22 protein-coding genes are annotated in these 23,392 nt (G+C 50.5%); 16 read left to right on the forward strand and 6 right to left on the reverse strand.

Annotated elements, in window-relative coordinates:
* The first annotated feature begins 53 nt into the window (after positions 1-53).
* Genes QWY82_RS12795 through QWY82_RS12805 form a run of 3 tightly spaced genes read left to right on the forward strand, consistent with a single transcriptional unit; the run spans position 54 to position 1,927 of the window.
* Positions 54-692 carry a TetR/AcrR family transcriptional regulator gene (locus tag QWY82_RS12795; protein ID WP_290262946.1) on the forward strand — a complete coding sequence of 213 codons (639 nt, stop codon included), beginning with the start codon at positions 54-56 and terminating at the stop codon, positions 690-692.
* Between the two features lie 54 nt (positions 693-746).
* The gene (locus QWY82_RS12800; RefSeq protein ID WP_290262947.1) at positions 747-1,361 is read left to right on the forward strand and encodes a DUF4823 domain-containing protein; all 615 of its coding nucleotides are present in this window, start codon (positions 747-749) and stop codon (positions 1,359-1,361) included.
* A 38-nt stretch (positions 1,362-1,399) separates the two neighbouring features.
* Complete coding sequence (locus QWY82_RS12805) at positions 1,400-1,927, forward strand: DUF1285 domain-containing protein (protein ID WP_290262948.1); 528 nt, start codon at positions 1,400-1,402, stop codon at positions 1,925-1,927.
* 57 nt (positions 1,928-1,984) lie between these two features.
* Here the strand turns inward: QWY82_RS12805 and QWY82_RS12810 are convergent, their stop codons facing one another.
* Entirely contained in the window at positions 1,985-3,610 is a 1,626-nt protein-coding gene (locus tag QWY82_RS12810) for an electron transfer flavoprotein-ubiquinone oxidoreductase (RefSeq protein WP_290262949.1), read from the reverse strand.
* Positions 3,611-4,003: 393 nt separating this feature from the next.
* Between QWY82_RS12810 and QWY82_RS12815 the strand changes: the two genes are divergently transcribed.
* The 5 genes from QWY82_RS12815 (at position 4,004) to QWY82_RS12835 (ending at position 9,973) form a co-directional block, all read left to right on the forward strand.
* Positions 4,004-4,753, forward strand: a complete 750-nt coding sequence (locus tag QWY82_RS12815) for an electron transfer flavoprotein subunit beta/FixA family protein (protein WP_290262950.1) — start codon at positions 4,004-4,006, stop codon at positions 4,751-4,753.
* A complete protein-coding gene (locus tag QWY82_RS12820) occupies positions 4,754-5,683 on the forward strand; it encodes an electron transfer flavoprotein subunit alpha/FixB family protein (RefSeq protein WP_290262952.1) in 930 nt (309 codons plus the stop codon). It begins immediately after the preceding gene.
* 155 nt (positions 5,684-5,838) lie between these two features.
* On the forward strand, positions 5,839-8,730 hold the full coding sequence (gene rapA / locus QWY82_RS12825; RefSeq protein ID WP_290262954.1) for an RNA polymerase-associated protein RapA: 2,892 nt from the start codon (positions 5,839-5,841) through the stop codon (positions 8,728-8,730).
* Positions 8,731-8,738: 8 nt separating this feature from the next.
* Entirely contained in the window at positions 8,739-9,023 is a 285-nt protein-coding gene (locus QWY82_RS12830; protein WP_290262956.1) for a hypothetical protein, read from the forward strand.
* 2 nt (positions 9,024-9,025) lie between these two features.
* Entirely contained in the window at positions 9,026-9,973 is a 948-nt protein-coding gene (locus QWY82_RS12835) for an LpxL/LpxP family acyltransferase (RefSeq protein WP_290262958.1), read from the forward strand.
* Positions 9,974-10,109: 136 nt separating this feature from the next.
* Here the strand turns inward: QWY82_RS12835 and QWY82_RS12840 are convergent, their stop codons facing one another.
* Positions 10,110-11,990 carry a DEAD/DEAH box helicase gene (locus QWY82_RS12840; protein WP_290262960.1) on the reverse strand — a complete coding sequence of 627 codons (1,881 nt, stop codon included), beginning with the start codon at positions 11,988-11,990 and terminating at the stop codon, positions 10,110-10,112.
* Positions 11,991-12,155: 165 nt separating this feature from the next.
* Here QWY82_RS12840 and QWY82_RS12845 point away from each other — a divergent pair, with 165 nt between their 5' ends.
* Positions 12,156-12,968, forward strand: a complete 813-nt coding sequence (locus QWY82_RS12845; protein ID WP_290262962.1) for a 4-alpha-glucanotransferase — start codon at positions 12,156-12,158, stop codon at positions 12,966-12,968.
* A gap of 219 nt (positions 12,969-13,187) precedes the next feature.
* The gene (locus tag QWY82_RS12850; RefSeq protein WP_290262963.1) at positions 13,188-13,793 is read left to right on the forward strand and encodes a hypothetical protein; all 606 of its coding nucleotides are present in this window, start codon (positions 13,188-13,190) and stop codon (positions 13,791-13,793) included.
* Positions 13,794-13,807: 14 nt separating this feature from the next.
* On the opposite strand, the gene QWY82_RS12855 is transcribed toward QWY82_RS12850, so the two are convergent.
* Positions 13,808-14,314 (reverse strand): DUF3806 domain-containing protein, encoded by a 507-nt coding sequence (locus QWY82_RS12855; RefSeq protein ID WP_290262965.1) that lies wholly within the window; start codon positions 14,312-14,314, stop codon positions 13,808-13,810.
* 94 nt (positions 14,315-14,408) lie between these two features.
* Here QWY82_RS12855 and QWY82_RS12860 point away from each other — a divergent pair, with 94 nt between their 5' ends.
* Positions 14,409-15,413: a nucleoid-associated protein gene (locus tag QWY82_RS12860; RefSeq protein ID WP_290262968.1), complete on the forward strand. Its 1,005-nt coding sequence runs from the start codon at positions 14,409-14,411 to the stop codon at positions 15,411-15,413.
* 7 nt (positions 15,414-15,420) lie between these two features.
* Positions 15,421-15,765, forward strand: a complete 345-nt coding sequence (locus QWY82_RS12865) for a hypothetical protein (protein ID WP_290262969.1) — start codon at positions 15,421-15,423, stop codon at positions 15,763-15,765.
* A gap of 267 nt (positions 15,766-16,032) precedes the next feature.
* On the opposite strand, the gene QWY82_RS12870 is transcribed toward QWY82_RS12865, so the two are convergent.
* The 3 genes from QWY82_RS12870 to nhaB form a co-directional block, all read right to left on the reverse strand.
* Positions 16,033-16,698 carry an acyltransferase gene (locus tag QWY82_RS12870; RefSeq protein WP_290262971.1) on the reverse strand — a complete coding sequence of 222 codons (666 nt, stop codon included), beginning with the start codon at positions 16,696-16,698 and terminating at the stop codon, positions 16,033-16,035.
* A gap of 3 nt (positions 16,699-16,701) precedes the next feature.
* Positions 16,702-16,965, reverse strand: a complete 264-nt coding sequence (locus tag QWY82_RS12875) for a hypothetical protein (protein WP_290262973.1) — start codon at positions 16,963-16,965, stop codon at positions 16,702-16,704.
* Between the two features lie 136 nt (positions 16,966-17,101).
* Positions 17,102-18,601, reverse strand: coding sequence for a sodium/proton antiporter NhaB (gene nhaB, locus QWY82_RS12880; protein WP_290262975.1), 1,500 nt, complete (start codon positions 18,599-18,601; stop codon positions 17,102-17,104).
* Positions 18,602-18,950: 349 nt separating this feature from the next.
* Between nhaB and QWY82_RS12885 the strand changes: the two genes are divergently transcribed.
* The 4 genes from QWY82_RS12885 to sohB all read left to right on the forward strand — a co-directional run bounded on the left by QWY82_RS12885 (position 18,951) and on the right by sohB (position 23,387).
* Positions 18,951-20,657: a FimL-related protein gene (locus QWY82_RS12885; protein WP_290262977.1), complete on the forward strand. Its 1,707-nt coding sequence runs from the start codon at positions 18,951-18,953 to the stop codon at positions 20,655-20,657.
* Positions 20,654-21,499, forward strand: coding sequence for an NAD(+) diphosphatase (nudC, locus tag QWY82_RS12890; RefSeq protein WP_290262979.1), 846 nt, complete (start codon positions 20,654-20,656; stop codon positions 21,497-21,499). Before QWY82_RS12885 ends, nudC begins: the two co-directional genes overlap by 4 nt.
* A 90-nt stretch (positions 21,500-21,589) precedes the next feature.
* Positions 21,590-22,246, forward strand: coding sequence for a cation/multidrug efflux pump (locus tag QWY82_RS12895; RefSeq protein WP_290262982.1), 657 nt, complete (start codon positions 21,590-21,592; stop codon positions 22,244-22,246).
* Between the two features lie 22 nt (positions 22,247-22,268).
* Positions 22,269-23,387, forward strand: coding sequence for a protease SohB (gene sohB / locus QWY82_RS12900; RefSeq protein ID WP_290262983.1), 1,119 nt, complete (start codon positions 22,269-22,271; stop codon positions 23,385-23,387).
* Positions 23,388-23,392: the final 5 nt, after the last annotated feature.

The raw sequence follows: 23,392 nt of genomic DNA on the forward strand, positions 1-23,392 counted from the left end.
TTGGAGACTTATGCATTACTATTAGTCACAGTTATTGACCGAGAGTGTGAAGCATGGATAAAGCCCGCGAGAAAGTCCAGAAGTTCCGCCAGCGAGAGCAGCGCATCTTAGATGCCGCCTTGGCGCTATTGCTTGAACATGGCGAAGAGAAGGTCACGGTCGAGCAAATTGCAGAAACGGTCGATATTGGTAAAGGCACTATCTACAAGCACTTTACCTCTAAAGTTGAAATCTACATGCGCTTGTTGTTCGATTATGAGCAGCGCTTGGCGGAGCGCTTAAAAGATAGTTTTAAGCTGGCAGAAAATGGCGACTTTGCCGCCACGGCGCGAATTTATTTTGAAAGTCGAATCGCCGATCCTCAGCGAGACAGGTTATTTCAGCGGCTCGAAGAAAAAATTATCTCTTTGAACATGGCACCCGATGCCATCGTTCAACTGCATGCGATTCGCAACTCAACCCAAGACACCTTAAATGTGATGTTCGAGCGTCGAATTGAAGAGGGCCGGCTAAAGAAGGTGCCGCCGTATTTTTATTACGCGGCCTACTGGGCTCTAACGCAGGGCGCTGTAGAACTCTACCACTCGCGCTCTTTCCGCCCGCTGGTTGACGACATGGATGGTTTAATGAATTTCATAAAGGATATGGGGGTGCACATGGGCAACCTCGATCCGCAGCGCAATAAGTCTTAACGGCACGGAGATTGCTGTACACCTTCACTCGTGGTTTTATTTTTAGGTGTGCCTGTGAACAAGTCGCTTCAAACCTTCCTATCGGTGGGCCTGCTCAATTTTTGTGTGGGCTGCACCTTTAACCACACGCTAACCAATACCCAAGCGGTACTCACGGATTTGCAGCTTGTGTCTCGCCCGCAAATGCATGGCGGCAGAGATTGGGTGGTTCCGCGCCAAAGTCATTGGTTGGTTGCCGTGAGTGCTAGCGCGCCAGACGCCGAAACTGATCACCAAATGTCGCGCGCCTTAGCTGCCGCTTTGCGGCAAGAATTTGCCGTGGTGTCATTAACCACTGAGCGCTTAGATGTTCAGGCGGCGCTGAAAAATGCGCGCTCTAACGGCGCCAATTTCATGGTTTACCCTAAATATTTATACCGTGGTGACGGTGCCTTTAGTGTTGACGAGTGGCAAGCGGCGAAGCCAGATCAGTCTTTCGGTCGCGATAGGGTGGGCGTTCAATTGGTTGTCTACGATGTGATCAGCGCGAGAATGATCGACAGCGTAAATATTACCAATAAGGAGAGTTGGCTTCCGAGTATTAGCGCCGAACCAGATGTCTTGTTTAATGAAAGCTTTGAAAAATTTGCCCAGGGTTATGCCTATCAACGGACAGAGCGGCCCAAATAGCGATATGCTTGGGTTTAATGTTTCGAGCAGGTCTACAGATGAGCATTGAGTCGATCGAAAAGCAGCTTAAAGCAAGTAGCAAAATTCCCCCGGTGCATCAGTGGAAGCCGGCGCTGTCTGGCGATATCGATATTAGAATCGCGCGCGACGGGCGCTGGTATCACGAAGGTGATGTGATTAAGCGGGAAAAGTTAGTGCAACTTTTTGCCTCGATTCTGTGGCGCGAAAAAGGTGAATATTTCTTGCTCACGCCAGTGGAAAAATGGCGCATACAGGTCGATGAAGAGCCGTTATTAGTTATTGCTGCTGCACGGCAGGGCGAGGGCAGTAAGGCCGCGATCACCCTTAGTACCTCAACCGGGGACAATGTGTTGTTGGATCAGCAGCATCGGTTATTTGTCGATGTGAATGACCAGGGAGAACCTAGGCCCGTGGTAAGAATACGCTATGAACTGGACGCCTTAATTCACCGAAATGTTTATTATCAATTGGTGGATTGGGCTGAGCAGTCAATCGATGGCGCCTACGGTGTTTGGAGCGCTGGTGAGTTTTTTCCCTTGTCTTAGTGGATTTAGCCTAGGCCATAAAAAAGGGATTCAATGAATCCCTTTTTTATTTAACAGTTACATATTGGGGTAATTCGGCCCACCGGTGCCTTCTGGTGCCACCCAAGTGATGTTCTGCGCAGGGTCTTTAATGTCGCAGGTTTTACAGTGCACGCAGTTTTGTGCGTTGATCTGGAAGCGTTTACTCCCGTCTGGGTTATCAATGACCTCATAAACCCCGGCTGGGCAGTAGCGTTGTGCCGGCTCGTCAAATTTCGCCAAATTCACCTGAATGGGAATGTCCTTATCTTTTAGCTGCAAGTGACAAGGTTGATCTTCTTCGTGGTTGGTATTGGATAAAAATACCGATGAAAGTTTATCAAAGCTCAATTTGCCATCGGGCTTAGGGTAGACAATTTTAGGGCAGTCAGCAGCCGGCTTCAGTTGCGCATAATCGGGCGTTGGATCGGATAGGGTCCAAGGCAGTTTGCCGTTAAAAATATTGATATCGATGAAGGCATAAGCTGAGCCTAGCAGGTTGCCCCACTTGTGTTGGGCTGGCCCAAAGTTTCGCTGCGTATGCAGTTCTTTCCAGGCCCAAGAGGCCTTGTAGGCAGCTGCGTAGCTGGTTAAATCGTCACTTTGGCGATTGCCGGCCAAGGCTTCTGCAATCACTTCGGCGCCGATCATGCCAGATTTCATGGCCGTGTGGGTGCCTTTAATTTTGGCGAAGTTCAAGGTGCCAGCATTGTCGCCAACTAATAGGCCGCCAGGAAATGACATTTTGGGTTGTGATTGCAGGCCGCCTTTTACAATCGCCCGAGCGCCGTAGGAAACCCGCGCGCCGCCAGTCAGGTATTTGGCGATAACGGGGTGGTGCTTGTAGCGTTGGAACTCATCGAAGGGGCTGACATGCGGATTGCTATAGGACAGATCCGTAATTAAGCCAACTACCACTTGATTGTCTTCAATATGGTAGAGAAAACTGCCACCGGCCGAGCCGCTTTCAGACAGCGGCCAACCAGCAGTGTGTACCACGAGTCCTTGCTGGTGCTGCTCGGGTGGGATGGTCCACAGCTCTTTAATGCCGATGCCGTAGTGTTGCGGCTCTTTGCCTTCATCCAGCTTAAATTTAGCGATCAGCTGCTTGCCTAGCTGGCCGCGACAGCCCTCGGAGAAAACCGTGTATTTCGCGTGCAGCTCCATGCCTGGCATGTAGCTATCTTTTTGCTCGCCGCCGGCACTGACGCCCATATCGCCGGTGGCGATACCCTTAACGCTGCCATCGTCGTTGAATAAAATTTCCGATGCGGCAAAGCCGGGGAATATTTCCACGCCTAGCGCTTCGGCTTGTTCGGCTAACCAGCGACATAAATTGCCAAGGCTGATGATGTAATTGCCGTGGTTGTGCATGGTTTTTGGGACAAATAGCCCAGGAATTTTGAGTGCTTTCTCGGCACCCGTAAGCATATAAATATCGTCGCCCGTCACTTCTGTGTGCAGTGGCGCGCCTTTTTCTTTCCAGTCGGGAAAGAGCTCATTCAGTGCGGTGGTCTCAAATACAGCGCCGGATAGGATATGCGCGCCCACCTCAGAGCCTTTTTCGACAACACACACGCTAACTTCTGGGTTTAGTTGACGTAATCGACAGGCAGTCGACAAGCCAGCGGGGCCTGCGCCTACGATGACAACGTCATATTCCATAAATTCTCTTTCCACGGTGCTTTCCTCGTTATGCTGGCTGTATCCGGTAATTGCTACTGGATGGGTGCTTGCTTAAATCTGCATGGATTATAGTGCCCAAGTCGCGCGCTAACCAATACCGAAAATGCTCATATTAACTGCCAAAATAGGGCGAAACCCTTTGTTTTTGCAGGCCTTTTGAAAAAATTTCTGTGTCTTCCATCAGCCTCAGCTAGGCTGTTACTCGCCGTTTTGCTGTTGGCTTCGGCTTGCCTTTTAACGTCAAAAACGTCAGTATAGCGGTGTTCTCAAACGCTTGTTCGAATTTATACCGGATAATCGCGAGACAGTAAACTAGGTGAGCATGATATCGCTCATGCTTGTGTTCACATCAGAAGAGCGAATGGAAACTCCATGAAGATTCTTGTAGCTGTAAAACGCGTTGTTGATTACAACGTCAAAGTACGCGCAAAGGCAGACGGTACGGGCGCAGATATCGCCAACGTCAAAATGTCTATCAACCCATTTTGTGAAATTGCTGTTGAAGAAGCGGTGCGCCTGAAAGAGAAGGGCGTAGCCACTGAAATCATCGCGGTTTCAATCGGCGCAAAGCAATCTCAAGAGCAGATCCGCACGGCCCTAGCGCTGGGCGCCGATCGCGGTATTCTGGTTGAAACCGATGCCGAGCTGGAGCCTTTGGCCATTGCTAAGTGCCTGAAAGCCTTGGTTGAAAAAGAAAGCCCAGACATGGTTATTCTCGGTAAGCAGTCCATTGATGGCGATAACAACCAAACCGGTCAGATGCTGGGTGCCTTAACCGGTATGGGGCAAGGTACTTTCGCCTCAGAAGTGACGGTTGCCGATGGTAAAGTGAACGTCACCCGCGAAATCGACGGTGGCTTACAAACTGTCGCATTGAACTTGCCGGCTATTGTCACCACAGACTTGCGCTTGAACGAGCCGCGTTACGCATCGCTGCCTAACATCATGAAGGCTAAAAAGAAGCCGCTCGATGTGGTGAGCCCTGCTGATTTAGGTGTCGATACTGCCGCTCGCGTTAAATTGCTCAAAGTGACGCCACCCGCTGAACGCAAAGCTGGTATTAAAGTTGCCGACGTGGCTCAGTTGATTGAAAAGCTTAAAAACGAGGCGAAGGTGATCTAAATGACTATTTTAGTAATTGCGGAACACGATAACGCTTCCTTAAAGGCGGCGACCTTAAACACCCTAGCGGCGGCCAACGCTATTGGCGGTGATATTCATGTGTTAGTGGCAGGCGCTGGCTGTGCAGCGGTTGGCGAAGCGGCAGCAAAAGTTGCTGGTGTTGCCAAGGTGTTGGTTGCCGATAATGCGGCTTATAGCCATGCTCTCGCCGAAAACCTCGGTTTATTGATTGCGGAGCTGGGTAAAAATTACAGCCACATTCTGGCGCCAGCGACCACGAGTGGTAAGAACGTATTACCCCGCGCGGCAGCGTTGTTAGACGTGCAGGCGATTTCCGATATCACCGGTGTGGTTAGCGCTGATACCTTTGAGCGCCCTATTTATGCCGGTAACGTCATTGCGACGGTGCAGAGTTCAGATGCGATCAAGGTGATAACCGTGCGCGGTACCGCGTTTGATGCGGTTGCTGCCGAGGGTGGCTCGGCTGCTGTTGAAGCAGTTGCCTCTGCTCACGATGCTGGCCAGTCTGCTTTTGTTGGCGAGGAGTTGGCAAAGAGCGATCGCCCTGAGCTAACCAGCGCCAAAATTGTTATTTCCGGTGGTCGCGGCATGCAAAACGGTGACAACTTTGAGCTGCTTTACAAAGTGGCCGACAAGTTGGGCGCAGCCGTTGGCGCTTCGCGCGCGGCGGTTGATGCGGGCTTCGTACCTAACGATATGCAGGTTGGTCAGACCGGTAAGATTGTCGCGCCAGACCTCTACGTCGCAGTGGGCATTTCTGGTGCCATTCAGCACTTGGCTGGCATGAAAGACAGTAAAGTAATCGTCGCCATTAACAAAGACGAAGAAGCGCCCATTTTTCAGGTGGCCGACTATGGCTTGGTGGCAGATTTGTTTGACGCCGTACCCGAGTTGGATAGCAAGCTCTAAGTTTGCTGTGATATTTAAAACCGGCCTTGAGCCGGTTTTTTTATGTCTAAAATATAACGCCTAGGGCAAATTAGGCAATCGCTGTAGGCCGGTGAAGGGTATAATGCGGACTTTTTTATTTGCTTACATAATCGCCAAAACAGATGAGGTACTGAGTGTCCAATCAGGAATTTGAAATAGGTCAGCGCTGGATCAGTGATACCGAGGCCGAACTTGGGCTCGGCTTGGTGTTAGAGGTCGAAGATCGATTGGTAACTCTGAGTTTTCCGGCTGCCGGTGAGCGCCGAATGTACTCCATCAATAATGCACCGATTAGTCGGGTGCGGTATCAGCGCGGCGACGCTATCCGTTCCGCCGAGGGCCTTAAGATAAAGGTTCAGGAAATAGTGGAAGACGGCAAGCTGCTGGTCTATCTCGGTATGGATGCCAGTGGCGCCAGCCATGAAATTGATGAAATAGATTTGGACTCCTTTGTGCAGTTTTCAGCACCTATGGATCGCCTGTTTTCTGGTCAGGTTGATTCGCTAAAGCGCTTTAACTTGCGTTTGCAAACGCTGGAGTTTATGCGCGAGCAGCAAACGGCACCGACCTATGGTTTGCTCGGCGCACGAGTTCAATTGTTGCCCCACCAACTGTATATCGCCAACGAAGTTGGGCGCCGCTATGCGCCGAGGGTTCTATTGGCCGACGAAGTTGGCTTAGGTAAAACCATTGAGGCTGGATTAATTATTCACCAACAGCTTATTAACGGTCGTGCTAATCGGGTGTTGATCTTGGTTCCCGATACTTTAATTCACCAGTGGTTGGTGGAGATGTTGCGCCGGTTTAATTTGCAGTTCAGTTTGTTTACCGAAGATCGCCTGCAAGACTTAGAAGCAGATATTGGCGATGACGAGGACCCGTTTGCTGACGTTGTCGAGGCCAGCCCTGCGGTAAATCCTTTCGACACTGCGCAGTTGGTGATTTGCCCACTGTCTGTGGTTGCCAAAAGCGAAAAGCGTTTGGCGCAAGCGCTAGAGGCGTCCTGGGATTTACTGTTGGTGGACGAAGCGCATCATCTTAAATGGTCTGCACAAGGCGCCAGCCCAGCCTATCTCGCGGTTGAAGCTTTGGCGGCAAAAGCCTTGGGTTTATTATTGTTAACGGCTACACCCGAGCAACTGGGTGTGGAAAGTCATTTCGCTCGGCTGCGCTTACTCGACCCTGATCGCTATTACGACTTAGCAGTTTTTAAGGCGCAGGAATCGAGTTACGCCCATGTTAACGAGTTGGTTCAGTCGCTGTTGCCCTTAGAGGATAAGGCAAAAGAAGCGCTACCTGAACAGGTGCTGACGAAGTTGCGTGAAGTGGTAGACGTCGAATTGATGGACACCTTGGTCGCGACTGATGGAGTGCACGAGCGCGAGCAGTTACTGCAGCGAATTGTAAACCAACTGTTGGATCGACATGGCACCGGGCGTGTTTTATTTAGAAACACTCGTCAGGGAGTCTCAGGTTTTCCCGAGCGAATTGTTAACCCGGTGGCGTTAGCCGCTGCAGAAGATCTTTCGGTAACAGGACTTTACCCAGAGCAATTGTTGCGCGAGCGCTTCGGCGACGGCTGGACCATGATGGACGCGCGCGTGGATTGGTTGGTGCAGTGGCTTAAGCAGCACCGTAAAGAAAAAGTGTTGGTGATTTGTGCGACGGCGCAAACGGCCCTAGATTTAGAGGGGCATTTACGCTTGAGCGAGGGCTTTGCGGTAACAGCCTTTCACGAGGGCTTAACCCTGATCGCGCGGGATAGGGCGGCGGCTTACTTTGCCGATGCAGAAGACGGGGCACAAGCACTGATTTGTTCCGAAATCGGAAGCGAGGGTCGTAACTTCCAATTTGCTAGCCATTTAGTGATGTTTGATTTGCCGACCAACCCGGATTTATTGGAGCAGCGCATCGGTCGTTTAGATCGCATCGGCCAGCGCCGCGATGTAAATGTCTGGGTGCCTTATTTCTCTGGTTCGCTGCAAGAAAAATTGTTTCAGTGGTATCACCAAGGCTTGAATGCGTTTGAGCAAGTGTGCCATGTGGGTGCGGCAATTTATGAAACCCAGGAACAGCGCCTGCAAGCATTTCTCAATTCCGGCACCGGTGATTGGGGCAGTTTGTTGCTCGAGGCGAAAACCCAGGCCGAGCAATTGCGCGCTGCGCTAGAGCAGGGCCGCAACCGCTTATTGGAGCTTAACTCTTGCCGCGAGGATGTTGCCGATGAGGTGATAGAGTCCTTGTTCGAGCAGGAAAATCGACTCGCCTTAGAAGATTACATGGGCCAAGTTTACGATGCCTATGGTGTCGAGCAAGAGGTGCACAGCTCGGTTAGTTTGGTCTTGTTGCCGGGCGATCACATGCAGTGCGCGCACTTTCCCGCCTTACCGGCCGATGGGGTTACGGTAACCTACCAGCGTGAAATGGCTTTGGCGCGCGAAGATATCGACTACTTAACCTGGGAGCATCCCATGGTTTCTGGCGCCATGGATATGGTCTTGAGCGGCGGCTTCGGAAATACGGCGGTGGCGACCATCAAGCTCGGGCCGATAAAGCCTGGCACGCTGATGCTGGAGGCGGTGTTTCTGCTCAATGTAGCGGCCCCTAATCACCTGCAGTTGTTCCGCTATTTACCCATGACACCGCTGCGTGTGCTGGTGGATATCAACGGGCGCGACTTGTCCGACGTATTATCCGGGGAAAAGCTTCTGCCCCTATTGCAAAAGTTGCCGCGCAATACCGCGCAGCAAATCGCAAAACAGGCTCGGGAGACTATCGCCGAGCTGGTTAAAAAGGCGCAGCTGGCCGTTGCGCCGCGTCAGGACGCGCTGTTAACTCAGGCCCATGAAAACTTAGAAACTAAGCTGGGCGAAGAAATTAATCGCTTGGTGGCGTTAGCTAAAGTTAACCCCGCTATTCGGCCGCTGGAAATTGAAAAGCTGAAACAGGACAAGCGGGTATTGGATGAATACTTGTCGTCAGCTTCCCTGAAACTTGACGCCTTGCGCGTCATTCTTGCAACTTGAGGTAACGCATGTACGTATTTTCTGTCATGGCAAAAGCGGTAAAAGCGCGAGACGGCGTCTCTGTTGGCCAGCAGGTGCCATTTATTGTTTATATTAATTTTTTGGATCTATTTGGCGCTGAGAATTTGTGTAAAATTTATCTCATGCGCGCAGGTTTTACCGAGGCGGTTATTGAAAACAGGAAGAAGCTACCCCTTGCAACCGTGACCGACAAGCGGGTATTGAGTGCAGACAAGGCGCTAAAAGATGCCGTGGAAGCGGGGTATCATATTCAAATGTTTGATGAAGCCTAAATATGGCTAAATCTAATAGACAGAAGAAGACCAGCGATTCACATTTGCAGAGCAATGTGTTTCGTTGGTCTTTTTTTTCGCCTAAATATTGGTTGTTGTGGCTCTGGTTTGGCGTGCTTTGGCTAGTGACGCGCTTACCTTATGCGTGGATGCGCCGCGTCGCGCGTGGGTTTGGTTTGAGCTTGTTTTATCTGGTGCCAAGCCGCAGGCGCGTGGCGCTGCGCAATTTACAATTGTGCTTTCCCCACTGGAGTGAGGCACAGCGATTGGCGGTGGCGCGCGAGCATTTTGCCGGCGCGGGTTTAACCTTGTTTGAAAGTGGCCTGGTCTGGTGGGGTGATAAGAATAAGCTTATGTGCTTATTCAGTGTCGATGAAGCTAGCTTGGCACTGTTAAAGAAGTTGGCGGCAAAACCGGTGCTGTTTTTCGGTTTGCATAATACCTGTGTTGAAATCGTCTATGCCTACCTTTCACTGTTGCGCCCTTATCATGTGTTGTTTCGGGTTAACAATAATGCCTTTTGGGAGTATATGGCCACGCGCTCGCGCTCGCGCTTTGATGTGCGATTAGTACCGCGCAAACAAGTGGCGGAATTTCTCGATAATTTACGTTTGGGTAATGCCGGCCTGTTAGCGGCGGATCAAGACTTAGGCGCTAAACGCAGTGTGTTCGTGCCGTTTTTTGGTGTGCCAGCTGCAACGGTTACCAGCGTCCATGATTTTTCCAGGCAAACGGGCGCTCAGGTAGTTTTTGCGGAAGCTTTTCGGAGTCAGGCGGGGTATGTGTTGAAGCTACATGAGTTAGAGGGCTTCCCCTCGGACGATGCTAAGTCTGACACTTTGCGCATGAACCAAATGATAGAGACATCTGTTGCGCGTCATCCCGATCAATATTTATGGTTACATAAACGCTTTAAAACCCGACCAGAAGGCGAGTCATTTCTTTATTAGGGGGTGTTGCTAGAGCTGTTGTGTCGGTTTTGTTGAGGTATTGTTTAGGCGTTGTGTGTGATTGAAGGGGTGGGTGTTAAGCGTCGCTAGTGTCAACCTGTTGAGAACAGGCTGGCACTAGCTTTACTAAAAAAGCTTAGCCGTTTTTCGGGCTGCGCTTTGGCTTGGCGTCGGACGGTTTACGCGTCTTTTTGGCCGGTTTGTCACCAAGGCTCAACGGTTTATCGCCACGCGCTGGTCGGTCGCTTCGTGGTTTATCGCTGCGCGGTTTGTCGCTGGAGTAGCTGCGCTTTTTATCGCCACCATAGGGGCTGTCGTTATTTGGCGAACCACCGGCATCGAGAGAGATGTTGATAGGTTGGCTGCGAATAAACACGCGGCGCAATTGTGCCAAGGTGTCTTTCGGCATACCCGTGGGTAATTCAACGGTACTGTGGTCACCTTGCAGGCGGATGTTGCCTATATGGCGACTGTCGATGCCCGCCTCATTGGCGATGGCGCCAACGATATCGCCGGGTTTAACGCCGTGATCGCGACCAACCTCTAGGCGATAGGTGTCCATGGGAATATCTTCCCGCGGCCCTTTGTTGCGCTCGCGCTTGTCTTTACGGTCGCCACCACGGCGATCGCTATCGCGCTCATTTCTGCTACCGCGATCGTCGCGGCGTTCGAAATCTCGGCTGTTCGGAACATCGGCAAGCTTAACCTGCAGTGGCCGTTCTTTTTGGCATAAGTAAGCCAAAACAGAGGCAATTTCTTCCGCCGATACATCGTTAGCTTTACTGAATTCGGCGAGTAGCTGGTAAAAGAAATCCAGCTGGTCGCGCTGCTCAGTGAGGGTGGTCATGAGTAATTCATTGAACTGGTCGATGCGCTGTTTGGTTACCGCATCACCAGTGGGTAATTCCATGCGTTCAATGCGCTGATTGGTCGCTTTTTCGATCGCGTAAAGTAGGCGCTTTTCGCGTGGCGCCACGAACATAATGGCTTTACCGCTACGACCGGCCCGGCCAGTGCGACCAATACGGTGCACGTAGGCTTCGCTATCGTAGGGGATGTCGAAGTTCATGACGTGGCTAACGCGCTCAACATCGATGCCGCGAGCGGCGACGTCGGTGGCCACTAGAATATCCAATTTATTCTGCTTTAAGCGTTCAATGGTGCGCTCGCGCAGCGCCTGATTCATGTCGCCATTGATGGCCGAGGCAGAAAAACCGCGCGCTTCTAGTTTTTCGGCGAGCTCAACGGTGGCGGTTTTGGTGCGCACGAAAATTATCATGGCGTCAAAATTTTCCACTTCCAAAATGCGCGTTAAAGCGTCCATTTTGTTGGTGCCGCTGACCATCCAGTAGCGCTGTTCGATATTCGAGCCGGTGCTGCTTTCCGGTGAAATTTTGACTTCTGCCGGATTGGAGAGGTAGCGGTCGGCCACTTTCTTAATTTGCACCGGCATAGTGGCCGAAAACAACGCGGTTTGGCGCTGCTTAGGTGTATGTTCGAGAATCCATTCGACATCGTCGATAAAGCCCATGCGCAACATTTCATCGGCTTCATCCAGTACGATGGCGCGAAGGTTGTCCAATTTGAGGCTGCCGCGACCTAAGTGGTCCATGACCCGGCCTGGTGTGCCCACAACAACTTGAGCGCCACGCTGTAATTGTCGCAATTGTGCGCGCATGTCTTGACCGCCATAAATGGGTAGGACATGAAAGCCGCGAATATGGGTAGCGTAGCGCTGAAACGCTTCGGCAACTTGAATGGCGAGTTCGCGTGTGGGGGTAAGTACCAGAACTTGTGGCTCGGTGGAGCTAGCGTCGACACGTGTCAGCAAGGGTAGGGCGAAAGCGGCTGTTTTGCCGGTACCGGTTTGGGCAACGCCCAATATATCGCGGCCTTCTAACAGGTGCGGAATAGCTTGGGCTTGGATAGGCGAGGGTTGTTCGTAACCTAGATCGGCAACTGCTTTTAATACAGCAGGGGCCAATGCCAGATCGGCAAAGCTGGTGGGCAAGGACATGGATAATCTCAGTAGAGTGTTGGCCTACCGCTATTTCCCGCGCGGTTGCCAAATTTTAAAGGGGCGGCATTGTACAAAAAACCGCCCGCCATGGCGAGTAATACTTTACCTAGTTTAGTAGCTCGATTAAGGTTTGCCTCACATTGCCGCCAGTTAGAGACAAATATGTCTGAGATTAAGTACCTATCTACCACCGCGCTCGCCAAAACCTTAGATAAAGAGCCTAAGGAGGTGTTTATTTTACTGGCCCAAGCGCACTGGATGATCAAAGTGGACGGGGGCTGGCAGCTAACGGAAAAAGGTCGGTTTGAAGGTGGCGTCTACTTAAATCATCCGAAATTCGGCGATTATGTGGCCTGGCCCGAGACGGTATTAACGCACGGCTTGTGGCGGTCTTTACCCGAGGCGCCGCTATCGGCATCGCAACTTGGCGCCAAGCTGGGTATGCCAGCTCGGTTGCTGAACTTAGTTTTGCGCGATTTAGGCTGGCAAATTCAAGGGTTAAAGGGCTGGCTGTTAACCAGCGAAGGTCGCGCGCGCGGCGGCCAGCAGCACCGGGCTGAGGAATCGGCCATTCCCTACGTTACGTGGCCAGAAAAGCTCGAGCAGGATGAGGCGTTAAAGCAAGTGGTTAGAGCCTTAACCAGCGGAGTAGGGATTGATGGGCGCAATTATGCAACGCCTGCGGAAGGGCGACTCGGTGGCTGGCTATATCTGCAGGGCTTAAGTTTTTCCTATCGTCGCCAGATGGAGGCAGGGCCGGCGCCGGTTCTGTTCTATCTGCCTGCTGGGCTTGTGTATCTGCATGGTTGGGCGACTGTGGCGAGTGCTCAAGCTTTGACCCAGAAGCTTGCGATGGAAACTTGGTTGAAGTCAAAATCCTGTGTGTTCATTGACTTTGAACGCTGCGATTCGATCGAGGAGATTGATCGCTGGTTGCCCGGGACATTGTTGCAGCAAGGCGTATCCACTTATTAAAGCCGCCTAAAAGATTGAAATGGCATGTAAATGCACATGCTTATAAAAGAGGGGCTTTTTCTTTCTTGTACTATAGTCTATATTGGCTATTGATTAGTTAAGGTTCTGGTATTAGTGCGACACTATAGGCATGGTATTACTTGATCTTGTGGTTATAATTGGCAGTCGAGTGCCACAATTTGGCAAACGCGATGTTTTTTACAGTTAAGGCATAAGGAAATGACCCTACTTATCCCGCACAACAAGCATATGGGCCTGCTTTCTGAAGCGGAGGCTGCGTGCTTTGACATCGCTCGGAAATACCAAAGGAAAGCTATTCTTTCAGGCTTAATCGACCTCAGGCGCTTATTCTGGCCTGCCAATGTTGCCCGCCTAACTTGGTCTGACGGTGGTTTTCGTTTTTTGGTTCAGTGTGCCATTTTGGTGGTTTACTTGCCCTGCAATACGGTATTTCAGCTGTTAAAAGCGCTCCATAATCTTGTCATGTTACCCTTCCGCTATGCTGCCACGCTCTTTACGCCGAGTGGTTTACACGCGCCCGGGGAGAAAAATTTAGTTGGTCTATATAACGCTTTTTTTCCCTATCTAGAGTTGCACCCTGAGGATGCGGTAGCCTGTTTGGATGATTGGGTTCCGATTCTATATGGCAGCGCCAAAGCGCGGCAGTATAAGTTGGCTCGGTATGCCGATGACGAGCGTCTCAAGCAGCTACGCGCCGCCGAGCAATCGGGCGTTATGGCCGCTTCTTTTAGGTCTTTTCGCGCAATCGCCAGAGAGCGTTTATCGAAGGATCTTGGTCACTACTCTGGCAATCGCTGCTCTTAAAAACGCTTAAGGCCCTAATCGGCGTCGTAGGGGCTCTTCGCTAAGTGAGGTGCCAGCATTTCCATAGATTCGCTGTATAGCTTGTTAACGTCAGGGTATAACCCTACAGACATGCGTCTTGAAAGCATGGTTACCGGGAATAGGCAGTGTTCTGTCTCGGCTACGCATAAAGCCCTGTTGCGGCCGCTGCTGTCTTTATAGGCATACCATTTCATGCCAGTTTCTTTGGCAATTACATTACCTAGCGCCATCCCCAGGGCTTGTTGGGTTTGCACGTCGGCTTTTTCGACAACCCCCCTGTTAACGATGCGTTGAAGTAGATCCAGATCGGATGTTGATTCGTGTAATTGGCCGCCGAATTCGCCCCTAACCAGTTCGTCTACTTTTTGAATTTGCGATGCCATATATTGTTTGTCAGTCCAGCTGAGCTCGCTAATATTGGCGCGCTGCTCTGCGCCAGCCGTGGCGCAGGCTAATAATATTGCAACACAACCTGCGCTGCGCATCGTTAAATGGGGCATAATATCCTCTTTTTTAAATGCATATCTGGCGCTTAGCTTACCTGCTGTTTGCGCGTCTGTGAATGCCAAATTTTATCGGAAAGTAATTGATTTTATGGCTATTAATGCACTTTCAATTCATCGTTTTTACAATGACGATGACCTTACTCAACTACAAATATCGACCAGTGCGCACGAGGTGAATGGCCTTGTTGTGGATGTCTGCCAAGATCTAAAGCTGGCATTTATTGGCAAGGCGGGTAAGCAGTTCGGTCATTTTTCTGACGATATAGGCGCCTGCCCTTTGCCCGGCTGGCTCAGTGGCTACCTTGAATCAACGCAGAGTTTTCATAAATTGAGTGAGGGTTTTGCTAAGCATTTGCAAATTCATCTTACCCAGTCTGATGCAGTATTTGACGGTTACCTGTTGATGTTTCATGAAACTTTAGCGGATGAAGACGCAGTTTATTTATATCTGGTGCAACACGAAGGTGGGATTTTTGTCGACACTAACTCGCAGCTCGCAGCTTCGAAAAATTTAGATGTCCGTGGCCTCAGGGCGGGGATAAAGGTGTCCTTGCACTCCTGGCAGGCGCAGATGAATGAGCCTTATTTGTCCATGTTGCGCGCCCGGGGAGATAAGGCCTTGGCTGAGGCGTTTGAGGCAGCGAGTGGGTTTGTCGATCCGGTCGATAATAGTGCGCAAACCTCAGCGTTTCTGCAGCTGGTTGAAAAGTACAGCGCCAATTTAGAGGAAGAAAAAGCGGTAGCTTGTCGTAAGCAAGTGGCTGATTTCTGTATAGAGCAGGATAAAGGTGGTCGTGCGGTGGCAATTTCAGAATTGTCTCAACATATAGATGATGCCGAGCCCGCAGCTTTTGAACGGTTTGTTGTCGAAGCTGCACCGGAAGCGCCAACCCAGTTTTTTGCGGATCGAAAGCAGGTGCGCCAATTTGTTCGTATCAGTGGCCGCAGCGAGGAGTTGAGTTTAAGTTTTTCCTCCGAGTGTTTGGGGCAGTCGATTGTGTATGACCCGCAATCTGATTCACTTGTCTTAAAATCTATCCCGCCGGCATTGAAGGCGCGCCTTATTAAGTATGTGCAAAGCAATCAAGGGTAATTAAAGCATGAACGTTAAAGTTCTCTCATTGTTTACGCTGTGTTTAATTGCCGCCGCCGGGTGGCAGCTGTTTGAATCACATCAGCGAGAATTGGAATTGAATGCGCAAATTCTACAATTGGAGCATCAGGTGAAAGTGTTGGAAGCGCGTCTGGCGACAACAGATGCAGCGGTCGAAAAGTTACAGGGCGAGAGTTTGCCGGCGATGGTAAAAAAGGCAAATGCGGCTTTGCTCGATGCTTGGCAGGGGCTGCTGGAGAATTTACAGGAACAGGTGGATGAGTCCCGGCGTGAGTTAAACAAGGAGGCCGAAGAGTCAGTTGTAGACGGTGACACCTTAAAAAGAACCTAAGGAACCTCTGAATAACTCTGGTGCCGCTCTGGCTTCCAGCAAATTTCGTGGGCTAGGCGCGGCTTCGAAGGCATACCGGGGTCTGTCGAGAAGTCGCAAGCGGATGGCCGCCCCCAACTCACACGAAATTTGCTGGAAGCCCCGTAGGGCGCGGCCTTTAGCGGCCATCCGCTGCGTTGAGCTTCTTGCTAAGGGCTACGGCCATTAGCTGCGAAACTCGCCTTGCGGATGACCGCTACAGGTCACGCAGAGCGGTACCAGAGTTACTCAGAGGTTCCCTAAGTCGTCAGCGGTTGTTTTCGAGTAAGTGGTAATTGGTTTTTCGCGCCGGTCACCGATTTTGCGCGCTGGGGTGCCAGCCATTATGGCGTAAGGCTCGACCGCAGTGGTGACGGTGCTATTCATACCAATTACGGCGTGATCGCCAATTTTAACACCATCCACCAAGCCGCAATTAGCGCCTAGCCAGACATCAGGGCCAATATCTATGCCTTTTGAACTGATCGGTTGGTCAGCGACTAGGGCGTTGGGCTCGATGCCGTGTTCAAATGCATAAATGGCGCATCCGGCTGCAATGCGTGTGTTATCGCCGATGCGAATGCCAGCTCTGCTGCCTTCTAATAGACATTTCTGATTAATAGAAACATTTCGGCCGATGTTAATGGGGCCATGTAAATAGCAGTCGGCTGCGATAAATGAGCCCGCGCCAATATAGATGTCACGCCCAGGTTCAGCAAAAATATTTGCATTGCTAGCGATGAAACAATTCTCGCCAAAATGAACGCTTTCGAGCTGCGTCAGTGAGAATTGCAGATGGCTTTGCCATTCGGTTGCCCAAGTTTTATGCTTTGGCTTAAGGCCGAAGTAGAGCCAGGGCATGTAATTGAGGCGTCGCTGGTGTTGTGCTCGATAGAGATCGTTCGAGGCGTTCATCGATTAGTGGCCTAGATAGGGTTCGTCAATAATCACCTCGCCGTCGAGGCAGGTGATTTTAATGTTGTCCATTCTTGGGTGAGAATGGCTGGCTAATCGATCAATGACGTCGTTCATATCGAGATCTAAAGTCCCAATGTGCAATACTCTTACGCTAACTTTTTTGCAGTGTGCGTGAGACAGGATGTTGCGTAATTGAAAACTGTTTACGATGTAGCGACCGCTGGGGAAAGTGGCTAAAACTTCAGTGAATTGATCATATTTCATAACGCCACCATTAGGGATAATTTCATTCTATTAAGGGTAAGAGTCTGAGCCTGCTGGCTGATAGTGAGTGCGCTGTTCAATGAAAAAGTAGTGGCGTTAGCCACCGCTTGTTTATAACGCCTAGATATAGTGTATGTTATAGCGCATAGGTGACCATTAATAGACCGATCGAGCCGAGTACCAGAGCATAAGGGAGTGCCATTAACACCATTTTTCCATAGGATAGACGAATCAGCCGTGCAAGTGCTGAAGTTAGCAAGAATAAAAATGCTAGTTGACCGTTAGGTGTGGCAAGGCTGGGTAGGTTGGTTCCGGTGTTAATAGCGATTGCCAATTTTTCAAAATGCGCTCGATCAATTGTGCCGGCTAATAACGCTTCTTTCGCTTCGTTGATGTAGACGCTTGTAACAAACACATTATCGCTGATCATTGAGAGCGCGCCGTTGGCAATGAAAAGCATGGGCAGTTGGCGATCAGGTCCAAGGCTCAATACCCAGTGTGCGATAGGTGAAAAAAGGTGCTGTTCATGAATGACGGCGCCAATGGCAAAAAATACTATCAGCAAAGACGTGAAGGGCAGGGCCTCTTCAAAAGCGTGGCCAATTTGGTGGTCGTCGATAATACCGTTACATGCGGTGAGTAGCACGATAATCATCAGGCCGACTAGGCCAGCTTCGGCGACGTGGAAGGCGAGCGCCAGCACAAGTATGCCGGCGGCAAGACTTTGAATGATTAATTCTGCTTTTTCTGTGTTGGTTCTGTTGGCATCCATTTGCATGTCGTATTCGACCAATATACCACGCACGTTATTCGGAATATTGGCGCCGTAGCCGAAGATTTTAAATTGTTCGACTAGCAGGCAGCAGGTCAGGCCCGCTGCCAATGCGGTCATTGTGACGGGCGCCATTTTAAGAAAGAAGGTGATGAAATCCCAGCCTGTTTTTTCGGCAATTAATAAGTTTTGCGGTTCGCCAATTAGGGTGCATACACCACCTAAAGCGGTACCTATAGCGCCATGCATCATCAAGCTACGCAAAAATGCGCGAAACTGTTCCAAGTCTTGCCGTTGGTTGCCGACGACGTTGTTGTCGTCGCCATGGTCGTGATTCGCACCCGAGTTGCCCGAGGCAACTTTATGGTATACCCCATAGAAGCCTACGGCGACACTGATTAGAACCGCGGTCACTGTCAAGGCGCCTAGGAGCGCCGACAGCACGGCGGCAACGAATGAAAAAAGTAGCGACAGTAGCGCTTTTGAGCGGACGCCTATGAATATTTTTGTGAAGACAAGCAGCAGCAGGTTTTTCATGAAATAGATACCTGCGACCATGAACAAGAGGAGCAGGATAACTTGAAAGTTGCTGGCGACTTCGTGGTAGATCTGCTTTGGCCCGGCCATGCCTATAATCGCGGCTTCTAGTGCCAGTAGTCCACCGGGTTGGAGTGGGTAGCACCTTAGCGTCATCGCTAGGGTGAAGATAAATTCGGCTATTAGGAGCCAGCCGGCGACAAATGGATCGATTAAAAAAAATACAATAGGGTTGATGCTTAGGAAGCAGATAATGACGGTTTTATACCATTGTGGCGCCTGACCTAAAAAGTTTTTCAGCAGTGCATGCATTATCGATGGTGCCATAGTGGTTTCCCAGCAAGCCTCAAGCTCTCACGCAGTCGATGTTGGTATTTTTTATAGGTTAGATCACATTTCTGGCCCAACAGTAATTTTCGCGTCTCAAAGCGTCGTATATTAGGCGCGTAATGCCTACCTCGCTTGTTAAAAATATCAATATTTTCAACAAGATCGCTGGCGAAAAGGAACCAATTGCCTGATTATAGTCAACCCATACAATGGGCATACTATAGTTACATGGCTATTTTTCATATGTAGTGAAATAGGCTTTACTGTAGCGAGTGGAAAACCACCCCCCAATTTAGTTAGGCCGAGCTATCAGCTTGGCCAGTTTAGTAATAAAAGTAGGTGAAGCGTGAGCTCAAATACCCTTAATCTGTCCTCTTTGAAGCTAGTCAGAGACGAATTACTGGCCACCATTGAGGCCAGTGCCGCTAAATTAGAGCAATTTGTCGCCGATCGCGATAACAGCGATTTACTGCAAGGTTGTATCGATGGCATCAAGCAGATAAGCGGAACGCTCAGTGTTGTCCAGCTGAAGGGCGCGGATCTATTGGCCCAGGAAATTCTTGCTTTGGCGCAGGAGATTACCACAGGCGAAAATAACGAGGCCGACGAGTATATATCGACTTTGACCTCAAGCTTCTTCATCCTGCCTCGCTATCTAGAGTATGTACAGCAAACCAAGCGCAATCTTCCTGTCTTACTGATTCCCGCTATCAACGAGATGCGCCAAGTTCGAAAGGCGGCGCTATTAAAAGATAGCCATTTCTTCGAGGCGAGCGTCTCGGTTCGCCGTGGCAACCCTGGTCAAACTACGGCCGTTATGGGTGAGGATATTAGTGCTTTGGCTCGTCGTTTGCGGCATATGTACCAAGTCGGGTTGCTGGCGGTGCTGCAGGGCAAACAAATAAAACCCTCTTTAGGCATGATGCAGCGCTCCTTAGAGCGGCTCGATATTATTAGCAGTGGGCGTCCGCTCGGTAAGCTTTGGTGGTTGGGTGCGACGGCTATTGGGGTGATTGCCCAAAAATCCATGGAGTTATCCCGTGGCCGTAAAATGTTGCTGAGCACCTTGGATAGGGAGTTGAAAAAGCTACAGCAAAATAGCGCCAAAAGTTTAGATACTGAGCCCGACTCAGATCTAATGAAGGATTTACTCTATGTTATTGCGGTCTCGGGTGTAGACGATCCCAAGCTGGCAGCTTTATTGGCGCAATGTAAAGTTGAGCCGTTAGGTTATACAGACACTGAACTAAGGCGCGAGCGCGAGGCCTTGAAGGGCCCGAGCGCCAATACGATTACCTCCATGGTTAGCGTGTTAAAGGATGAGCTCAACTCGGTCAAGGATGTGATCGAGCGTGCGGCGCAGGCGGGCAATTGGGCCGATGACGAGAACGACGAATTGGTGTCTACCCTAGTAAAAATTGCCGAAATTTTGGCCGTGGTAGGCTTGGTTTCGGCGAGTAATACACTAAAGCAAGAGATTGAGCGGATTAGCGCTTGGAAGGCGGCCGACAAAGCGCCCAGCAGCGAAGAGTTTTTGGAGGTTGCCGATTCACTGCTGTACGTTGAAAGTACGGTGTCCGGCGTTGGCTCGTTAAATCTTTCAGATGACCAGTTGGCGCGCATCAACAGCGGTTCGCGCAATGACATCATCGCCACGTCCCAACTGGCCGAGGCCGAGAAACTGGTGTTCCAAGAGGCCGAGGCGGGCTTGTCGATGATTAAGCGCGCGCTTAGCTCTTATTCTGAATCCGGCTTTGATCGCGGCCATATCAAAAACGTGTCGACCACCTTGGCGACCATTCGTGGCGGTATGGGTGTTATCGGCTTGAAGCGAGCCGCTAGCGTCACCGCGGCTTGTCAGAGCTTTGTCGCCGAGTCACTACAAAGTAATGAGCACCCAGAAATGCTCCAGCAAATGCTCGAGACCTTTGCCGATGCGGTCATTGGCCTAGAGTATTATCTCGACGCGGCTAAATCAGATAAGAGCGCGGATGATAATGTCCTGCAGATTGCCGAGGAAAGTTTGGCGGCTTTGGGTCATCCAGTCCATTGAGGCAATTCATTCCGGGGCTTTGCCATACCACCAGCGCTGGTTCGGTGCGCTGGTTGATAGTGTCTGGTGATCAAGTGTTGGCCGGCGCCGATAGCTTTCTATTCGACCCGCTTAGCTTTAATGCTTTGACGGCAGATAGCCAAGGCAGGGCGTTGAAAGTTGGCCAGATTGAGCTCGATGGCGAGTGCTGTGACTGCCATTGCTGGTATATTGAAACGACGGCTTCAATTTCGCGTCTTCCCTCTGATTACCAATTTTATCCACTTCGAAGTTTTTTACTACGCCAAGGTGATGTTGCCTTTCAGCTATTAGGCGCCAGTGTGCAGTTGGGCTTTTGGTTGAAAGACCATCAGTTTTGTGGTCGTTGTGCGCAGCCTCTCGTCATGCGCCAAGATGACCGAGCGCTTTACTGCGCAGCCTGTGATCACCGTCATTACCCTAGATTGTCGCCCTGTGTGATTATGTTGCTGACTCAGGGTAGCCGTTGTCTGTTAGCGGTACATAAAAGGGCGCAGGCACCCATTTACACAGCGTTAGCGGGTTTTGTTGAAGTAGGTGAAACCCTTGAGCAAGCCGTTGCTCGCGAGGTGCGGGAAGAGGTGGGCGTCGAGGTATCTCACTGCGAGTATGTGGCTAGCCAGCCTTGGCCATTTCCCGGTCAGTTAATGATGGGGTTTATCGCCCAGGCGGCCGATGACGAGCCAGCAATTGCTATCCAAGATGACGAAATTTCTGAGGCGCAGTGGTTTAATTTTGATCAGTTGCCGGCGCTAATTCCGCCGCTACAAACTTTGTCTGGGCAGTTGATCAGGCACTTTGTAGAGCGTTGCCAGAAAGCTTAATTCAATGGCTCCCATTTATTGCGCCGATACGGTATTGTGCTGCCTGCAGCGTCGGAATAGTGTCTCCGAAAGTTAAGCAAGGGAAGGGCTATGTTTTATTATTTTCTAGCGACTTTGATCGTTATTTTAGGGTTGGTGGCGGTTTATTTCGCCATAAAGTTATTGTCGAATACTGGCTGGTTACTCGGTTGGCTCAAGGGCATGGTGGGGTTAGCTTTATTCGCCATTGCTGCATTGTTCGTCTTGGTGGCCTTTGACCTGCTTGGCTACAAGCATGTCTTAAACGATAAGCCCATCGCCACATTGAGTTTTGAACGGCTCGGCCCCCAGTCTTATCGCGCCATTCTGGTGGAGAGTGATGGCGTTGAAAGCCGCTTCGATTTGTCGGGTGATCAATGGCAGCTAGATGCTCGAATTATTCGATGGTCGTCGTTGGTGGCGGCGTGGGGCGTTAAGCCGGCCTACCGTTTAGATCGGCTTGCTGGGCGCTATTACTCGCTAGAAAAAGAACGCCAAAATACCCGTACTGTGTATTCGCTTATCGACACCGAGACGGACTCTTCCGTTGATGTTTGGCCGGTGCTCCAGGCCAGCAGCGCCTGGCTGCCTATCGACGCCCAATATGGCAGCGCAACCTATTTGCCCATGGATGACGGCGCGCTGTATTCTATTTCGCTTTCCTATGCAGGGCTTGTGAGTAAACCACTCAACGAGCGCGCAGAAGCCGCCGTAAAACGCTGGCAGTAATCTTTAATCACGAGGCAGTACTTTGGAATTTCTTATCGAATACGGGCTTTTTTTGGCCAAAACTGTGACATTTTTAGTGGCCATCGCGGTTGTCATTGGCTTGATTGTGGGGGCTGGTTCTAAAGCCAAAAAAGACCCTGAGGGGCAGGTTGAAGTTCGCCGCCTGAATGACCATTACGACGATGTTAAAGATCTCATGCAGGCAACACTCCTGGATGAAGATGAATATAAGGCCAACCTAAAAGAGGAAAAGAAAAAGCACAAGGCGGAGGCTAAGGCGAAGAAAGCGGCATTAAAATTAGCGGCTAAAAACCCCGCCAACAATCCAACTAACAATGCTACAAATAGCGACCCCGACACTGAATCCAAAGACGCTGAAAAAATACAACAGCGGGTTTTTGTGATCAATTTTGATGGCGATGTACGCGCCTCGGCAACGGCCGCTTTGCGGGAGGAAATTACCGCAGTATTAACCATCGCCCGCCCGGTAGATGAAGTTGTCGTGCGGTTAGAAAGCGGTGGTGGCATGGTGCATAGCTACGGTTTGGCGGCCAGTCAGTTGCAACGCATCACCAATGCGTCTATCCCGTTAACCGTTTGTGTTGATATGGTGGCGGCGAGCGGCGGCTACATGATGGCCTGTGTCGCTAACAAGATTTTAGCTGCACCTTTTGCTATTTTAGGTTCCATTGGTGTTGTTGCGCAGCTGCCTAATTTTCATCGGCTGCTTAAGAAAAATGATATTGATTTCGAGATGCTCACAGCCGGTGAGTATAAGCGCACCTTAACGATGTTTGGCGAAAATACCGACAAGGCGCGGCAGAAGTTTGTGGATGAACTGGAAGATGTCCATGGCTTGTTCAAGCGTTTCGTTTCCACTCACCGTGCACAAGTTGATGTGAATGCCGTTTCAACCGGTGAGGTGTGGTTTGGTCAGCAAGCCATTGATAACAAGTTGATTGATGAAATCATGACCAGCGATGAGTACATCACGGCAAAATATGCCGATGCCCAGGTTTTTGAAATGCGTTTTGAAGTTCCCAAAACCATGCCGCAAAAGCTCGGTCTTGCCGCCGAGGCAACTTTTGAGCGGGTGATTATGAAAACTTGGCAGCAACTCAGTCAGCGTTATTTTGCTTAGGCGTT

Source organism: Simiduia curdlanivorans (assembly GCF_030409605.1).
Classification (GTDB): domain Bacteria; phylum Pseudomonadota; class Gammaproteobacteria; order Pseudomonadales; family Cellvibrionaceae; genus Simiduia; species Simiduia curdlanivorans.

Excerpts from the sequence above, each read along its gene's own strand:
- QWY82_RS12795 (WP_290262946.1), top strand. The coding sequence starts at position 54 with ATGGATAAAGCCCGCGAGAAAGTCCAGAAGTTCCGCCAGCGAGAGCAG.
- QWY82_RS12805 (WP_290262948.1), top strand. The coding sequence starts at position 1,400 with ATGAGCATTGAGTCGATCGAAAAGCAGCTTAAAGCAAGTAGCAAAATT.
- QWY82_RS12810 (WP_290262949.1), bottom strand. The coding sequence starts at position 3,610 with ATGGAATATGACGTTGTCATCGTAGGCGCAGGCCCCGCTGGCTTGTCG.
- QWY82_RS12815 (WP_290262950.1), top strand. The coding sequence starts at position 4,004 with ATGAAGATTCTTGTAGCTGTAAAACGCGTTGTTGATTACAACGTCAAA.
- QWY82_RS12820 (WP_290262952.1), top strand. The coding sequence starts at position 4,754 with ATGACTATTTTAGTAATTGCGGAACACGATAACGCTTCCTTAAAGGCG.
- QWY82_RS12830 (WP_290262956.1), top strand. The coding sequence starts at position 8,739 with ATGTACGTATTTTCTGTCATGGCAAAAGCGGTAAAAGCGCGAGACGGC.
- QWY82_RS12835 (WP_290262958.1), top strand. The coding sequence starts at position 9,026 with ATGGCTAAATCTAATAGACAGAAGAAGACCAGCGATTCACATTTGCAG.
- QWY82_RS12840 (WP_290262960.1), bottom strand. The coding sequence starts at position 11,990 with ATGTCCTTGCCCACCAGCTTTGCCGATCTGGCATTGGCCCCTGCTGTA.
- QWY82_RS12845 (WP_290262962.1), top strand. The coding sequence starts at position 12,156 with ATGTCTGAGATTAAGTACCTATCTACCACCGCGCTCGCCAAAACCTTA.
- QWY82_RS12850 (WP_290262963.1), top strand. The coding sequence starts at position 13,188 with ATGACCCTACTTATCCCGCACAACAAGCATATGGGCCTGCTTTCTGAA.
- QWY82_RS12855 (WP_290262965.1), bottom strand. The coding sequence starts at position 14,314 with ATGCCCCATTTAACGATGCGCAGCGCAGGTTGTGTTGCAATATTATTA.
- QWY82_RS12860 (WP_290262968.1), top strand. The coding sequence starts at position 14,409 with ATGGCTATTAATGCACTTTCAATTCATCGTTTTTACAATGACGATGAC.
- QWY82_RS12865 (WP_290262969.1), top strand. The coding sequence starts at position 15,421 with ATGAACGTTAAAGTTCTCTCATTGTTTACGCTGTGTTTAATTGCCGCC.
- QWY82_RS12870 (WP_290262971.1), bottom strand. The coding sequence starts at position 16,698 with ATGAACGCCTCGAACGATCTCTATCGAGCACAACACCAGCGACGCCTC.
- QWY82_RS12875 (WP_290262973.1), bottom strand. The coding sequence starts at position 16,965 with ATGAAATATGATCAATTCACTGAAGTTTTAGCCACTTTCCCCAGCGGT.
- nhaB (WP_290262975.1), bottom strand. The coding sequence starts at position 18,601 with ATGGCACCATCGATAATGCATGCACTGCTGAAAAACTTTTTAGGTCAG.
- QWY82_RS12895 (WP_290262982.1), top strand. The coding sequence starts at position 21,590 with ATGTTTTATTATTTTCTAGCGACTTTGATCGTTATTTTAGGGTTGGTG.